The sequence below is a fragment of the Mesorhizobium sp. B263B2A genome (assembly GCF_020165775.1).
Classification (GTDB): domain Bacteria; phylum Pseudomonadota; class Alphaproteobacteria; order Rhizobiales; family Rhizobiaceae; genus Mesorhizobium; species Mesorhizobium opportunistum.
Genome location: NZ_JAIUIU010000003.1, coordinates 367,702 through 383,107 on the forward strand (window position 1 = coordinate 367,702; position 15,406 = coordinate 383,107).

A 15,406-nucleotide genomic window follows, 5' to 3' on the forward strand; every position below is an offset into this window, starting at 1 on the left:
CATTGGCGGAAGCCACTCACAAACCGATGCTGCATCACAGGTCCTTCTCGACGATGGGTTCGATCCCAATCGTGGGCTCGCCGCGGTTGAAGGTTATCGCGAGACGGAAACTGTGGGCGATGCGCAGCGCGCGATCCATAAAAAGCGTCGCCACCTCGGCCGGACAAATGCGACGCACCGTCGTCCGAAACAACATTAGCCAGCGACGGAAATGCGGAGCGTCGAGACCGGCTATGGCCAGGTGTGGCGGCAGCGGCCTGCCGCCGTAACGGGATGTCCGAAGAAGAGTTGCAGACCAGAAGTCACACATCTTCGCCAGATGCTGCGGCCATTTATCTGGCTCGATCCGATCGCGGAAGATGGGACCGAGAAGATCATCACGACGAATTTCGTCATAAAAACCGTGGACTACACGGCGGATCATTGCCTCGTCGAGTATGTCGGGCAATGGCACACCGTCGACCACGATTGTTCTCTTGCTTCGACCGTTTCCGGTCATTGCGTAGCTCCTGTTTTCTCCGACGCAAGCTGCCTGCGGCCTTGGTCGCTCTTCGATGAATCCTCCATAAAAGATAGATTGTCAATCTATCTTATTGCGCGACAATTCACCAGAATTAGGTATGTTCGACCAAGCCGCGAATGACGAGCCCTGAAACAATGCCAGGCCTGAGGCGGGAACTACCTAAATTGGCGGGGAATTCCTGATTCGGCTCAGTTTCGAGAGTCGCCAAGGCCTCATCAGATGACCGTGCCAGCCGCAGTTGCTCCCGAACATGAGGTGCCCGAAGCAGGCGACATATTCGCGAAAGGGCAGGAAGAAAGGTGGGAGTGGCAGAGCTCGGCCAGAGCACAGTGTAAATGAGATCCGCGGGATCGTCGTCCGGACCATCAAAGCGAATGGGTTGAGCCAAGCGTGTCAAAGATGCGACCGGCGAATAGATTGTACTGAGCAGAGCGTGGGGGATCGCGACGCCACGACCGATGCCCGTTGAGCCGAGGCGCTCCCGGTCGAAAAGACCCCGCAGAATTACCTGCTCGTCAAGCCCAGTTCTCCGAGCATCCTGACGGCAATTTTTGACAGGGCCGATTGCTTTCCCTTGGTCACAAGGCCGAGCAAAATGTCGTCATCTGACAAGGTGGGGGAGATCATCAGAGCCAACCTCGTGCGACACGCATCTTTAAATGGCGTCCAGCCGCGTTGCTTAAGCAGGGCAGAATTCACAAGGAACGAAATGGAGGTCCTGGCTGTCCCGGACGCGACGCCAGCGCCCTCTCGCGTCCGGGCTACGAGCCTGTTTTGAGGCGTTTCGACTTTGTCGAAATCGAGTCTGAAACATATTCATAGCAATCTGGAAATAGTAAAAACTCTTTCGAAATCAACCAAAACAGTGTCCGCTTTACGAACAGAAATAATGCACTGAAATGGCAATTAATTTCGTTTGACGAACAGAATGGTCTCCTGCTTGCTGGGCGGGCGCAAACACCGCGCCAGCAAATGAAAAGCGCATTGCCAAACTTGTCCAGATTTTTGTCGTCGCTTTTTTAGTCAAAGAAGGAAGATAGCGTGATGAAACATCTCGCCCTCGCAGTCGTCCTCACAACGGGTAGCTCGTGTTGCGCCTTTGCGGCGAACGAGGTAACCAAATCCCCGCCAGCTGCTCCTTACCAACAGGTCAGCAAGCTAGTGAAATTGCCCGACTTCCTACCAGGCATGGGCCAACTCTTCGTTGATCCGGCTACATTGCCGGTCGGGCCGTTCCTTGCCTACGACCACGACGGCAAGCTTGTCAGCACCATCTACATGCTGCCGATCAAGGATCTCAATCCGGACAAGCGTTTTGACGACCTCGCGGCCCCGGGCGGAAATGTCGACCACGTCGATGTCTACTACAATGCCGGCCATCCAGGCGTCGAAGTCCCGCATGCCCACGTCGTGCTCTGGCATGTCTCGGTTCCTGACGAAGCGCGGGTCGCCAAATGACGCTCACGCGTCGTGAGATGCTGGGAAAGGGCGGTGGGCTTGCCGCCTCCCTTTCCCTATTCCCGTCGACCGCATGGGCCAGCAGGGCGGTGGACATCGGGATGCAAGGGCGCGACGAGGGCTCGCACGTCTGGTTCGACCCGATCGGCATTCTGATCAAACCAGGTCAGACGGTCCGCTGGACCAATCTCAATCCTGGCAATTCGCACACGACCACGGCGTACAATCCGACAAACTTCGGGCGATCGCTTCGTATGCCCAAGACGGCAAAATCGTGGGATTCCGACTACCTCCTGCCAAGCGAAAGCTTTTCGGTCACCTTCACTGAACAGGGGGTCTACGATTATTATTGCATCCCGCATGAGCACGCCGGAATGGTCGGCCGCATCATTGTCGGCGAACCCGAGACGAACGGCTGGACTGAACTTGCCGGGGCCAATGACGGCCTCCCAGAGGAGGCCCTCAACGCGTTTCCGACGGTCGAAGACATTATGGCGAAAAGGATCGTCCGGCGCGCCTAGGCCATCCATTGGACATACGACTATCGGCGACAGGGAGGACTGAATACGACCATGCGAGGGGAAGCGCGAGTTTCCTGACCGTCGCTAGTTATCGATTGATTGGGGGCGACCTTCATGACAGGCAATATTCCTCCGCGCGATATTCAATCACGCTCCCAAATGGAGCACGGCGAGAGCGCTCATGTATCGGACATGCCCATCAACGTCCTAACCGCTGTCCAACAACGTGAGCGTGCGACACATCGGCTTGCCGCCCTGGGCGAGATGACTGGCGGAATTGCCCATGATTTCAGGAACCTCCTGGCAGTAATCGAATCCGGCCTAAGGCTTGCGGAGAGACGAGCCGACGAGCCCGAAAGTGTGCGGGCCTACATTGCCGCCGCACGGGAAGGAATCGACCGAGGGATCGAGTTGACGTCGCAGCTGCTCGCTTTCGCAAAGCATCAGGAACTCGATGCCCACGCTGGCAATTTGAATGAGTTTCTCAGCTCTTTCGAGCCTTTCCTCAGGTATGGCGCGGGACCAGACATCAGAGTGAAGCTCGAACTTGGTTCTGGTATCCCGCAATGCCTGATCGATCCCGCATTTTTCGACGCAGCAGTGCTTAATCTCGTCATCAATGCGCGGGATGCCATGCCGAACGGCGGCGAGATCCGGGTCATCACCGGGCGATTGGTGCAGACGGCCGCGTCACCAGACCCGCCCGGGCCGGGAACCTACGCGTGCGTTCGCGTGAAAGATCACGGTTGCGGCATGCCTCCGGAGGTCTTGCAAAAGGCATTCGAACCCTTCTTCACGACGAAGGGCGAGAAGGGCACAGGGATAGGACTGTCGCACGTGCAGGCCTTGGCGAAGATGGTTGGTGGTCAGATCCGGGTTGCGAGCGAGCAAGGCGTCGGAACGACAGTCGACCTCCTATTCCCATCGATCGAACAGGCTACTTAAGCGTCGAAAAAGGAATCCTGCGATTTGATGTCGCGTGCGACGGAATGCAGGCCGGCAAGAGCGGGAACTACTACGCTCTCGTCCGCGCTTGCGGATTGCACCGCGTACACCGGATAGGAGAATTGCGGCATCTCGGGCACAAGATGCAGCCGGCCGGCTGTTATGTGAGGCTGCACAGAACTCATCCTGAAATATCCGGATCCGCCAGTCGCAAGAACATAGCTCAGTGCTAGCGGACCGAGATCGAAAGAAAGATCGGGCGCAGCACTCGGGAAATTCATTCCGTGGTGAAGGCCAAAATCCGGCCCCCAATCCATATAAACATAATCGGATTCGTCCAGGAGGCGCGCTTCGGAATCGGTAGTCACGAGGACGAGTTTTTCCTCCAGAAGCAGATCGATCTTCAAACCTGGTCTGTGTGGCGGTGCGTACATGATCGCCAGGTCGACCATTCCCGACGCGACCTGGTTGATCAAATCCTGTGGCACGTCGACGTGTACTCGAAGTGCAATGTCCTGGAGCGATCCGCGCATCCATCGGACCCAATCGAGCAGAAGGGGTTGCGCAAGGCTGACTTCGCTGCCGACGGTTAGGACCGCTCGGCGTCCCGGGGGCACGGCCACCTGATGAAGAGTGCGTTGCCATAGCTGGACGAACATCGGCGCGTGGCGCAGGAACTGCTCACCGGCCGGAGTGAGCGAAGCCCCGCCTTTATGCCGGACAAAAAGCGGCCGGCCCAGCTGCTGCTCGAGCCTGCGGATACGCGCGCTAACCGTCGTCTGCGCGACGTTGAGCCGTTCCGAAGCCCGAATAAAACTTCCGGTCGAAACGATCTCGATGAAGGTACGGGCGAGCTCGATATCCACGACTAGGATAGCATAAAAATTGCCTTCAAATGTCAATCAAATTCGTTTGTCAAATAGATCGTACTGCTAATAGGCTTCCTTACAAATCCACCAAGCCTAGCGCTGGATGCTGCGCAGCGCCGGTTGGAGCGAGCGCAAGCTCTCTCCATCGTCCCCATTGTTTTGCCTACAGCGTCATAGGAGGAATCATGTCAAGGGAAGAAAAGAGCCAAGGCGATGTGGGTCGGCGCGACTTTCTGAAGCTCTTCGGCGCGGCCGGAGCTGCCGGAGCGGCAGCGAGTACTCTGCCACTTGGCGGATCCGCATCGGCGGACGAAATCATGGCTGCGACCACCGCAAATAAAAAAAATCACCACGTGACCGCCGCCACTACACCGCATGTTGGAGGTTCTGGCTATGAATTCTTCAATGTAGACGAATCCGCCTTCATCGAAGCGGCAGTCGATACGCTCCTTCCAAGCGATTCAACAGGCCCCGGCGCCAAGGAACTTGGCGTTGCGACCTACATCGACCGGCAGATGGCAGGTGGATACGGCAAGGGTGACCGCCTGTATCTGGAAGGACCATTTGGCGAGGGTACGCCCGAGCAGGGCTATCAATTGCCGATGACGCCATCGGAACTGATCCGGGCCGGCATCGCCGACGTCAATGCCTTCGTGCAGAAAAACCACAAGAGTACATTCGACGGCCTTTCGGCAAAAAATCGTGCCGCGGTGCTGGCCGATCTCGAGAGCGAGAAGGTCGAGCTCCGAACCGTGCCCACCGCGACCTTCTTCGGGCTGCTGCTTCAGCTGACGATCGAGGGCTATTTCGCCGACCCGATGTATGGCGGGAACAAGGACGGAGCGGCTTGGAAGATGATCGGGTTTCCAGGCGCCGACGCCATGTACATGGACAAGATCGAACCCTTCCGGAACAGGCCCTACAAGGCTGAACCCAAAGGCATTCAGGACCTCATCTAGCCGACGGAAAAGGAGACTGTAACATGGCCACCAAACTCAACGCTGTCGATGTCCTGATTGTCGGTCTTGGTTGGACAGGCGGCATCATCGCCAAGGAGCTCGCGTCGACGAAGCTGAAAATTGTCGCCCTTGAGCGGGGAGGCCCGCGCGACACCAATCCGGATTTCATCGACCCGCAGATCCATGACGAACTGCGCTACGCCGCCCGCTACGATCTCATGCAGAACGTCCGGCGGGAAACCATCACCTTCCGCAACCGTGAATCGCAAACGGCGCTGCCGATGCGGCAACTCGGCTCGTTCCTGCCTGGCCAGGGTGTCGGCGGAGCCGGTGTGCACTGGAACGGCGTCACCTGGCGCTGGCTCGAATGGGATCATCAGGCGCGCGCCCGGACGGTCGACAAATACGGCGAAAAGATCATCCCATCGGATATGCACCTGCAGGACTGGCCGATCACCTATGACGATCTCGAACCCTATTACTACAAGTTCGAAAAGACCTGCGGCACCTCCGGCAAGGCCGGCAACATCAACGGCCGAAAGATCGATGGTGGCAACATCTTCGAAGGATCGCGAAAGGAGGAATACCCCAACCCGCCGATGATCGCCGCGCAGAGCATGGTGATGTTCGAGAAGGCGGCCCGTAATCTCGGATACCACCCTTTCCCCAATCCGTCGTCAAATGCGTCGCGGGATTACGTCAATCCCGATGGCGTGGCCTTCGGCCAATGTCACTATTGTGGCTTCTGCGAGCGTTTCGGCTGCGAGGCCAATGCCAAGGCCAGCCCGCATTTCACCGTCATTCCGCTGGCGCTGAAGAACCCGAATTTCGAGCTGCGCACCAACTCGATCGTGCTGAAGGTCAATCTCGACTCGACCCGCAAGAAAGCGGTCAGCGTCACCTATCTCGACGCACGCGGGCGGGAGTTCGAACAGCCTGCCGACCTCATCATCCTGTCAGCCTACGCGCTCGGCAACGTCAACCTGCTGCTGCAATCGGGCATCGGCGTGCCTTATGACCCGGCCATGGGCAAGGGCGTGGTCGGCCGCAATTACGCGTATCAGTGCGGTGGCGGGGCTACGGCCTTCTTCGACAAGGAAACCATCCTCAATCGCTTCATGGGCGCCGGCGCGCTCGGCACGACCATGGACGATTTCAACGGCGACAACTACGATTTCGTGAAGGCCGGCTACATCGGCGGCGGCGGCATCAGCTGCAGCAACTCGGGCGCCCGGCCCATCCAGTCGCATCCAACTCCGCACGGCACGCCGCGCTGGGGCTCCGCCTGGAAGAAGGCAGTTGTCGACAATTACGACCACGCGGCCAGCGTCGGCAACCAGGGCGCGGTGATGGCCTACCGACAGAACTATCTCAGCCTCGACCCGACCTACACCGACGTCTTCGGGCGTCCATTGATGAGGATGACATTCGACTTCCAGGACAACGAAGTCAGGCAGATGAACGGCCAGGCCGACATCTGCGTGAAGATCGCCAAGGAGATGGGTGCGACAAAGGTCGATCGGAGCATCCCTCCCGTGCCCTATTCGATCGTGCCTTATCAAAGCACGCACAACACGGGCGGGGCAGTGTTTGGAGCCGATCCGAACACCAGCGTCCTGAACAAATACCTTCAGGTCTGGGACGTCCCGAACGTGTTCGTGACCGGCGCGTGCGTGTTTCCCCAGAACGCCGGGAAGAACCCGACCGGACCCGTAGGCGCTCTTGCCTACTGGGCGGTGGACGCGATCAAGAACACGTATCTGAAGAGCCCCGGCCCACTGGTTCCCTCCTGAGGCAACGCTGCCGGATCCGGATCCGCGGTTCGGGTCCGGCAGACTGGGTGCGTTTCAATCCCCAGATTGCCAAGGGCAGTCGACCGAAACCAACCCTTAACTCGTTGAAAGAAGCAACCATGAAATCGACTTTGCTCGGATTGACAACCGCAATTCTCACTACAGTCGGGTCGGCCCATGCGCTGGAGGCATCCCCCGGCAACGCCGAAGCCGGCGCAACCGTCTTCAAGAGGTGCATGGCCTGCCACTCGGTCGGCCCAGACGCCAAGAACGGAGTAGGTCCGGCCTTGAACGGCGTCGTCGGCCGAGCGGCCGGCGTGTATCCGGGCTACGACTATTCAGCGGCGAACAAGAATTCCGGTTTGACCTGGGATGAACCGACGCTGACGACTTATTTGCACGCACCACGCAAACTGGTCCCCGGCACAAAGATGACGTTTGCCGGTCTCAGCAAGGACCAGGACATCGCCGACGTGATCGCCTATCTGAAACAGTTCAACGCCCAAGGACAGAAGGTCGCCCCTTGAGTCAGGGGCAACCTTCCGGATCGCAAAGCACGACCTTTATGAAGTTCCTGCTGCACCACGGCCTGGGATATTCCTCGATCCATCGGATCGGGAACTACCTGCGCAGCCATGGTGCGGGTCGTCACTGGATCGAGCGATATCGCGGCGACGTCTTTTTGGTCGTATCGGACGAAGCCGACGAGGCGATCCTTAGAAAGGAATTCTCCGACCTTCTTGATGCTGTCAACGAGACGGAGACAGACGGGATACGACGCTAATGAACGAAAACATTCTCGACGAGGAGGTGAAATTGAAGCGGGCATATGAGAGTCCCGCTACCGACGATGGCAAGCGAGTGTTGGTCGACCGGCTTTGGCCGCGAGGGGTCAAGAAGACCGAAGCCGCCATCGACTGTTGGATGAAGGAACTCGCGCCAAGCACCGAGCTTCGGCGATGGTTCGGACACGATCCAGCCCGTTGGGAGGAATTCCGCTGGCGATATGCGGCGGAAATCCATGAGCATCGCGATGAACTGGACCAGCTGCGCGACCTGATACGGCAGGGCACCGTTACACTCGTCTACTCGGCTCATGACGAGGTCCACAACGACGCCGTCGTCCTTAGAGAGATTTTGCTGAGACACCGATAGAGATGGGGCGCTACTCCACTGCCATTGGGCGTGCGATCGCGGCCACGGCAACAAACTCTCCGGGAACCAAAGCAGAAAACACCCATCCAATGATCGATGGGCGTTCACCTTAGAGGAGAAGACGATGAAATTCTTCGTCGATACCGCCGATATATCCGAAATTCGTGAGCTTGCCGCCGCTGGCGTGCTCAACGGGGTGACCACAAACCCGTCGCTTATAGCAAAGACCGGACGACCGATCAGGGATGTGGTCAAGGAGATTTGCCAGACGATCGAGGGTCCGGTTTCAGCGGAAGTCACCGCGACCCATTTCGACGGCATGGTCGCCGAAGGAAAGCTTTTGGCCGGCATCGCCGCCAATGTGGCCGTCAAGGTGCCGTCGACCTGGGATGGGTTCAGGGCTTGCCGGGCTCTCAGTCAGCTCGGCCACAAGGTAAATGTCACCCTGTGCTTTTCAGCCAACCAGGCGCTGCTCGCAGCCAAGGCAGGCGCGACCTTCATTTCGCCGTTCGTCGGCAGGCTCGACGATCTTGGTCTGGACGGCATGGAGGTGATCCGAGAAATTCGCAAGATCTACGACAACGACAAATCCTTTACGACGGAAATCCTGGCGTCTTCAATTCGCACCCCTCTCCATGTCAAACAGGCGGCGATCGCAGGCGCAGATGTCGCCACGGTACCGCCAGCGATACTCAGAAGCCTCGCCAGACATCCACTCACCGACAAGGGCCTGGAGTCCTTTCTTGCCGACTGGGGAAAGACTGGGCAGGCAATCCTGTAATTGGGCGCAAATCCTGTTAGGCGCAGTGGAATCTCCGAAGGAAACCATCATGAAAACTGCACTCAACTACCGATTAAATTCGTTTGCATGATATCCGCGAGAGCGGGAAACTGCAGTGTGAAGCCACTCAGCCCAATGCGTCACGCAGTCGGAATGCTGGCGCAGCTGGTGCTGAGAATCTGAAGGGCGCACTAGCCAGGCAGAAGGTATCCCGAAGCAGTGGGATTGCCGCTTCGCCGCACGAGCGATTTTGATACCGGATCGCCAAGGAGAAGAATATGGCTGAAGCTGATACCAAGTTAACCGGGCCGGATCTGGTGCAGGGGATCGCGCTGTCAGACCTTCCCGATGGCGGAAAGCTTGTCGGCCATCGTGGCGATGAGCAGGTATTGCTTGTGCGCCGCGGGGCGGAGATCTTCGCCATCGGCGCGACATGCACACATTATAGCGGACCGCTCGGTGACGGACTTGTGGTGGCGGGTACCATTCGGTGCCCGTGGCATCATGCTTGCTTCGATTTGCGCACAGGCGAAGCCTTGCGAGCGCCTGCCTTCAATCCACTCGCTTGCTGGTCGGTGGAACAACGTGATGGTCGGATATTCGTGGGCGAGAAACTCAAACGGACGGCGCCGAAGCCGCGCGGCGGAAGCGCTGGCCGGGCCCCCGAGAAAATCGTCATTGTCGGCGGCGGCGCAGCGGGTTTCGCAGCGGCCGAAATGCTGCGGCGGGAGCAGTACCAGGGCAGCATCGTCATGATCAGCGACGACCATGCGCCGCCCGTCGACCGGCCCAACCTCTCCAAGGACTACCTCGCCGGAAAGGCTCCGGAGGACTGGATCCCGGTCCGCGGCGAGAAATTCTATTCAAAAAACAACATCGACCTGCGTCTCGATACGAAGGCCGTTGATATCGACCTGCGTTCCCGCGAGGTCGTCCTCATCGATGAAGGAAGGATTCCTTACGACAGGTTGCTGATTGCGACCGGCGCCGAACCTGTCCGCCTGACCATCCGTGGCGCCGACCAGCCACACGTTCACACGCTGCGCTCGTTTGCAGATTGCAAGGCGATCGTCGAGCGAGCCACGACCGCGCGGCGCGCCGTCGTGCTTGGAGCCAGTTTCATCGGCTTGGAAGTTGCCGCAGCCCTGCGCGCGCGCAATATCGAAGTTCATGTCGTGGCGCCGGATAAGCGGCCCATGGAACGGGTCCTCGGTCCGCAAATGGGCGACTTCATCCGCGCACTCCATGAGGAGCATGGCGTCGCATTCCATCTTGAGAACACGCCGACCAGCATCGACGGCAGGAAGGTGAAACTTAGCAGCGGCGGTACGTTGGCGGCGGATTTCGTCGTCGTCGGCGTCGGCGTGCGGCCGCGAACCGGGGTTGCCGAAAAGGCGGGGCTCGTCCTTGACCGCGGCGTCACCGTGAATGCCTTCCTGGAGACGAGCGCACCGGACATATTCGCGGCCGGCGACATTGCGCGGTGGCCGGATCCTCACACTGGCGAGAACATTCGGGTCGAGCATTGGGTGGTTGCAGAGAGGCAGGGGCAAACCGCGGCCCTGAACATGCTCGGCCATCGCGAGAAATTCGCAGCTGTGCCGTTCTTCTGGAGCCAGCACTACGACGTGCCCATCAACTATGTCGGCCATGCTGGGCAATGGGACGAGATCGCGGTCGAGGGAGATATCGGTGCCAGGGACTGCCTGCTGCGCTTCAAGCGCGATGGGCGCACGCTGGCAGTCGCTTCGATCTTCCGTGACATAGAGAGCCTGGAGGCCGAGGCCGAGATAGAGCGCCAAATAGCCTAGCGAGCGCTCTGCGGCAATCCGGGCCGAAGAGCGCCGTCAAAATGGCGAACGGGAATGTGGTTGTGACTGAAAGGAGTTCGACTATGTCCACACTGCAGCAGGAACTTGGCGTCACCGACGGTTTTCGCACTGTTGGGTCCGCCCAGCACTATTCAAAGGTCGTGAAATTCATCGACGAGCTCGCCAGACAGGCTGCTAACGATGCACCGACCTCGGTCGAAATTTTTTCCGACAGAGGCCGCTGGTACTGCCGGGTCCGTCGCGGCGATGAAAAGACCCGGCCGATGGGTCCCTATACCAAACAACAGGCTGAGCGGATCCAGGAGGCTCGTAGAATGTTGATCGCCAAAAGAGGTACCGCTCGGATCATGTTCGAGTAGGGAGAGGACGTTCTCCGCCGGCCGGCGCACTTCTCATCACAACGATCGTTCATCATCGACTTTTTTGAAACTGTGCAGGTAGACCTCCAGCTTTGAGGTTGCCGCCTGGTGAAGCCGCGTTGCGCGGCAGGATGTCTGTTGACTTTTTCCCGTTGGCTCAGCCGGCATCATCTCCAACATGGAAGGAACGCCCAATGGGCTACAAGTCAATCGTTCTCAATCTCGATATCGACGGTATGATCGCTCCTGTAGTCAAGCTTGGCGTCGATTTGGCCCAGCGGTTTGATGCGCGCCTGATCGGTCTCTCGGCCGCCGACGTTCCGCCGCCCGTCGTAATGGAAGGAGGAGTGGCCTTCGACGGAGAGAGCATGATGCGCCACCGCAAGAACATCGAGCGACGAATTGAGGACCTCCGCACGGAATTCGAAGATCTTGCTGGCGCAACGGTTGAGACGGAATGGCGTGGGGCCGTCGGCAATCCGACCCGCTTGCTGATCAGCGCGGCGCGTGTGGCCGATCTCATCGTCACAGCACCGCCCGAGGGTGCCTCTTTTGGCAACGTCCATCGTTCCACCGATCTCGGCAGCCTGATCCTTCAAGCAGGACGGCCAGTCTTTGTCGCCTCGAGCAACCAGGAAAATTTCCGCATCGACAAGATCCTTGTCGGATGGAAGGACACGCGTGAAGCCAGGCGCGCGGTTACTGACGCCATGCCCTTTTTGCAAATGGCTCAGGAGGTTCGTGTCATTACGATCGACAATGACGCAACCGACGAAACCTGGAATAGTCTGGACGATGTTGTTGCCTTACTTTCCTTTCACGGCGTAGAGGCGAAGGCGGACGTTTTTCCGGAAAAATCCGATGGGGAGACGATCGCCGATGTCGCCGACGCGATGCATGCCGATCTGATCATATCCGGCGCCTATGGCCACAGCAGATTCAGGGAATGGATCTTCGGCGGTGCTACACGCTCGCTGCTTGAAAATGGTCGACTGAATCGAGTCATGTCGAATTGATCGCGATACTCGATAGTGGGATGAGCATCGTCACAAGCTGACAAATCCACGGATGCCGCGCAGCGCTCGGGACTGCGACCAGGCTGTCAACCAGGCTTACCGGACGAGCACATACCCGTTACTCGCCTGACGTGGCGATCAACATCCAATTCCGCTTCGTTGACTGGGTTTCACTGGCGAACGTCCACTTGTCGATCACCTCAACAATCTGCTCGGGATCGCCGGCGAGGATCTCGTTGTTGACCGAGCGTGTAACGCTCACCAACTCGGAAACATACCGAACCACAATCTCAGTGGTGCCGTCCTCATCAAGGGTATCGACGATCTTTGCTTCGCTGGTGCCGATGAAGGTCAGAAGCAGCGTCTCCTTGCGGTCCCGGCGTTCGGAAATGGCTAGCTCGAAGGCATCAAGCACTTCCGGCCCGACTAGGCGCTTCAACGCCTGGATGTCACTGTCCGCATAGGCCCGCAGAATAGTTTCATAGGCTGTCTTGGCGCCAGCCAGAAACGCGGCGACGTCGAAATCCGGGTCGATCTTTCGAATCCCATCCAAGAGGGTATCGGCGGAGGCCCTGCGTTCGTCACTGTCGTTCCGTTGGCCCGTCGGCGCATCATCACGCTTGGCCTTGTCGTTGCATTGACGCGGCTGGGTTTGGCCCCAAGTGCTCAGCAAGGCCCAATAGAACGCGATGATCCCTAAGAGCAGGATGTGGCTGTTTGGATCTGTGGTTTCGTTCATGACGTTCTCCCGACGATATGTCGAAGCGACAGCTGGCACCGATCTCCAACAGAGCGACGATTAGGTAATGCGCGGCAGCTTCTCCCACTGATGGAAGGGCGGTGGCGACGGCAGTTGCCATTCGAGCGTGGTCGCGCCTTCGCCCCATGGATTGGCAGTGGCCTGGCGTCTGCGACTGAAAGCTTCCGCCACCGTGATGAAGAAGACGATAAGTCCGGCAGTTGAAATGTAAGCCCCGATCGACGACACGAAATTCCAGCCGGCGAAAGCATCGGGGTAGTCAGCATAGCGTCTCGGCATGCCGGCCATGCCGAGAAAATGCTGCGGGAAGAAGACGAGGTTCACGCCGACGAACATCAGCCAGAAATGCAGCTTGCCCATCCTTTCATTGTACATGTAGCCGGTCATCTTCGGGAACCAGTAGTAGAAGCCTGCGAAGATGGCGAAGACGGCTCCCAAGGACAGCACATAGTGGAAGTGGGCGATCACGAAATAGGTGTCGTGCAACGAGCGGTCGATCCCGGGGCTGGCGACCATGATGCCGGTGACGCCGCCGATGGTGAAGAGGAGGACGAAGCCGATAGCCCAGAGCATCGGAGTCTTGAACTCGATCGATCCTCCCCACATAGTGGCCAGCCACGAAAACACTTTCACGCCAGTCGGAACGGCAATGACCATCGAAGCGAAGGCGAAGTAGCGCTGAGTGTCGACCGACAGCCCGGTCGTATACATATGATGTGCCCACACCACAAAGCCGATAGCCCCGATTGCCACCATGGCGTAAGCCATGCCGATATAGCCGAAGATCGGCTTCTTGGCGAAGGTCGAGATGACATGGCTGATGATGCCAAAGCCGGGAAGAATCATGATGTAGACTTCGGGATGACCGAAGAACCAGAACAGATGCTGGTAAAGGATCGGATCACCGCCGCCGTCGGGGATGAAGAAAGTCGTGCCAAAGTTGCGGTCCGTGAGCAGCATCGTGATCGCGCCAGCGAGCACCGGCAGCGACATGAGAAGCATGAATGCGGTGACCAGCATCGACCAAGCGAACAGAGGCATCTTGTGCATCGTCATTCCAGGCGCGCGCATGTTGAAGATTGTGGTGATGAAGTTGATGGCGCCGAGGATTGAGGAAGCGCCCGCAAGATGGATCGAAAGAATGACGAGGTCGACTGCAGGGCCGGGCTGGCCGGAGGTCGAGAGCGGCGGATAGAGCGTCCAGCCACCGCCGTGGCCGAGGGTGCCGGGCGCTCCTGGAACGAACATCGAGGTGATGAAGAGGATGAACGCCATCACCAGAAGCCAGAACGAGATATTGTTCAGTCGCGGAAACGCCATGTCGGGCGCGCCGATCATGATCGGCACCATCCAGTTGCCGAAACCGCCGATCAGGGCCGGCATGAGGACGAAAAAGATCATGACCAGCCCATGGGCGCTGACGACGACGTTGTAGACTGCTGGATCGCCGAATATCTGCAGTCCCGGCTCCTGCAGTTCCATGCGAATCAACAGGGAAAGCGCGGTGCCGAAGACCCCTGTCATGATCGAGAACACCAGATAAAGCGTCCCGATGTCCTTATGGTTCGTGGACCACAGCCACCTGGCGAAGAAACGGGGCTTGTGGTCGCCGAACGTTGTTGCTGGGTTCGACATTGTGCTCTCCTGCCGTTTATTCAGGCATGCAGGATGGTTTCCACGATGGGCGACGTTCAGTCGCCGTCGCAACCGGAGAACCAGGCGCTGCCTGCTTCGTGTTTCAAGCGTCCGTGACGATTACGTCCATCGGAATGTCGTGAGGCTGCGGATGGATCGTTCGGAGCCGGCTTCCCGTGTAGCCCACTCCGATAACCAGCGGCCGCCTCTGCATAGCCGCGAGCGTTCTGTCGAAGAAGCCGCCACCATATCCTAGGCGGTAATTCGCTCCGTCGAAGCCGACCACCGGAGCGATCACTATATCCGGCAGGACCGAAGGCCCGCGTGACGGAACCAGGATGTTCCAAACGCCGCGCTCGAGCGGATCACCCGGCCGCCAGGACCGGAACTCAAGCGGCCAGCCTTTCCTGATGACAACGGGAAGCGCTATCCTGCCGCCGCGTTCGATGATCTTGATCGACCAGTTGCGAAGGTCGGGCTCGCCGCGGAACGGCCAATAGCCGCTGACGATGCGACCGCTGACCTTGCCGATGGCAAGATCGAGGCTCGAAGCGATGCGGTCCGACCTGGCCTTCTTCTCATCGACATCGATGGCGAGGCGCTCCTCGATCAATCTCTGCCGCTCTGCCTTTCGCCAGCGCAAGATTTCGCTCCAGGATTCTGCAGTCTCCGAATGCCCGCCATACTCGGGCGACAGCTCGCGCGCGTAGCAGGGCGGAGATGCGTATTCGTGGATTTCAGCGTCGGGGTATCTCTTTTCGGCCATCGGTAGCTCCGTATCCGCGCGCCACACTTTGGTG

General features: G+C 58.7%; 18 protein-coding genes. 12 read left to right on the forward strand and 6 right to left on the reverse strand.

Translation table 11 applies throughout. The annotated features are described in order from the left end of the window. Positions 1-34: 34 nt before the first annotated feature. On the reverse strand, positions 35-499 hold the full coding sequence (locus tag LB568_RS09010; protein ID WP_224729892.1) for a group III truncated hemoglobin: 465 nt from the start codon (positions 497-499) through the stop codon (positions 35-37). A gap of 115 nt (positions 500-614) precedes the next feature. Further along, positions 615-1,088 carry a PTS sugar transporter subunit IIA gene (locus LB568_RS09015; protein ID WP_224729933.1) on the reverse strand — a complete coding sequence of 158 codons (474 nt, stop codon included), beginning with the start codon at positions 1,086-1,088 and terminating at the stop codon, positions 615-617. 479 nt (positions 1,089-1,567) lie between these two features. On the opposite strand from LB568_RS09015, the gene LB568_RS09020 reads away from it, so the two are divergent. From LB568_RS09020 to LB568_RS09030, 3 genes are all read left to right on the forward strand, one after another. Further along, complete coding sequence (locus LB568_RS09020) at positions 1,568-1,981, forward strand: DUF5602 domain-containing protein (RefSeq protein ID WP_224729893.1); 414 nt, start codon at positions 1,568-1,570, stop codon at positions 1,979-1,981. After that, positions 1,978-2,502, forward strand: coding sequence for a plastocyanin/azurin family copper-binding protein (locus tag LB568_RS09025; protein ID WP_224729894.1), 525 nt, complete (start codon positions 1,978-1,980; stop codon positions 2,500-2,502). The genes LB568_RS09020 and LB568_RS09025 overlap by 4 nt, the downstream gene beginning before the upstream one ends. A gap of 114 nt (positions 2,503-2,616) precedes the next feature. Further along, positions 2,617-3,447 (forward strand): ATP-binding protein, encoded by an 831-nt coding sequence (locus LB568_RS09030; RefSeq protein ID WP_224729895.1) that lies wholly within the window; start codon positions 2,617-2,619, stop codon positions 3,445-3,447. Here LB568_RS09030 and LB568_RS09035 read toward each other — a convergent pair. Continuing rightward, entirely contained in the window at positions 3,444-4,349 is a 906-nt protein-coding gene (locus LB568_RS09035) for a LysR family transcriptional regulator (RefSeq protein ID WP_224729896.1), read from the reverse strand. The genes LB568_RS09030 and LB568_RS09035 overlap by 4 nt on opposite strands. Before the next feature lie 152 nt (positions 4,350-4,501). Between LB568_RS09035 and LB568_RS09040 the strand changes: the two genes are divergently transcribed. The 9 genes from LB568_RS09040 to LB568_RS09080 all read left to right on the forward strand — a co-directional run bounded on the left by LB568_RS09040 (position 4,502) and on the right by LB568_RS09080 (position 12,211). Beyond that, a complete protein-coding gene (locus LB568_RS09040; protein WP_224729897.1) occupies positions 4,502-5,275 on the forward strand; it encodes a gluconate 2-dehydrogenase subunit 3 family protein in 774 nt (257 codons plus the stop codon). Positions 5,276-5,298: 23 nt separating this feature from the next. Then, the gene (locus LB568_RS09045) at positions 5,299-7,068 is read left to right on the forward strand and encodes a GMC family oxidoreductase (protein ID WP_224729898.1); all 1,770 of its coding nucleotides are present in this window, start codon (positions 5,299-5,301) and stop codon (positions 7,066-7,068) included. A gap of 47 nt (positions 7,069-7,115) precedes the next feature. Then, positions 7,116-7,595: a c-type cytochrome gene (locus LB568_RS09050; protein ID WP_224729899.1), complete on the forward strand. Its 480-nt coding sequence runs from the start codon at positions 7,116-7,118 to the stop codon at positions 7,593-7,595. A 38-nt stretch (positions 7,596-7,633) separates the two neighbouring features. Continuing rightward, positions 7,634-7,852, forward strand: coding sequence for a hypothetical protein (locus tag LB568_RS09055; protein ID WP_224729900.1), 219 nt, complete (start codon positions 7,634-7,636; stop codon positions 7,850-7,852). Continuing rightward, positions 7,852-8,223 carry a DUF488 domain-containing protein gene (locus LB568_RS09060; RefSeq protein ID WP_224729901.1) on the forward strand — a complete coding sequence of 124 codons (372 nt, stop codon included), beginning with the start codon at positions 7,852-7,854 and terminating at the stop codon, positions 8,221-8,223. Before LB568_RS09055 ends, LB568_RS09060 begins: the two co-directional genes overlap by 1 nt. Positions 8,224-8,347: 124 nt before the next feature. Next, complete coding sequence (gene fsa, locus LB568_RS09065) at positions 8,348-9,004, forward strand: fructose-6-phosphate aldolase (RefSeq protein ID WP_224729902.1); 657 nt, start codon at positions 8,348-8,350, stop codon at positions 9,002-9,004. A gap of 278 nt (positions 9,005-9,282) precedes the next feature. Then, positions 9,283-10,815, forward strand: coding sequence for an FAD-dependent oxidoreductase (locus tag LB568_RS09070; protein WP_224729903.1), 1,533 nt, complete (start codon positions 9,283-9,285; stop codon positions 10,813-10,815). A gap of 83 nt (positions 10,816-10,898) precedes the next feature. Beyond that, on the forward strand, positions 10,899-11,195 hold the full coding sequence (locus tag LB568_RS09075; protein ID WP_224729904.1) for a hypothetical protein: 297 nt from the start codon (positions 10,899-10,901) through the stop codon (positions 11,193-11,195). Positions 11,196-11,389: 194 nt separating this feature from the next. Continuing rightward, on the forward strand, positions 11,390-12,211 hold the full coding sequence (locus LB568_RS09080) for a universal stress protein (RefSeq protein ID WP_224729905.1): 822 nt from the start codon (positions 11,390-11,392) through the stop codon (positions 12,209-12,211). Between the two features lie 118 nt (positions 12,212-12,329). Here the strand turns inward: LB568_RS09080 and LB568_RS09085 are convergent, their stop codons facing one another. The 3 genes from LB568_RS09085 to LB568_RS09095 form a co-directional block, all read right to left on the reverse strand. Then, positions 12,330-12,950, reverse strand: coding sequence for a Tim44/TimA family putative adaptor protein (locus LB568_RS09085; RefSeq protein ID WP_224729906.1), 621 nt, complete (start codon positions 12,948-12,950; stop codon positions 12,330-12,332). A 60-nt stretch (positions 12,951-13,010) separates the two neighbouring features. Further along, positions 13,011-14,606 (reverse strand): cytochrome c oxidase subunit I, encoded by a 1,596-nt coding sequence (ctaD, locus tag LB568_RS09090; protein WP_224729907.1) that lies wholly within the window; start codon positions 14,604-14,606, stop codon positions 13,011-13,013. A 103-nt stretch (positions 14,607-14,709) separates the two neighbouring features. Then, complete coding sequence (locus LB568_RS09095) at positions 14,710-15,372, reverse strand: 5-formyltetrahydrofolate cyclo-ligase (RefSeq protein ID WP_224729934.1); 663 nt, start codon at positions 15,370-15,372, stop codon at positions 14,710-14,712. Between the last annotated feature and the right edge of the window lie 34 nt (positions 15,373-15,406).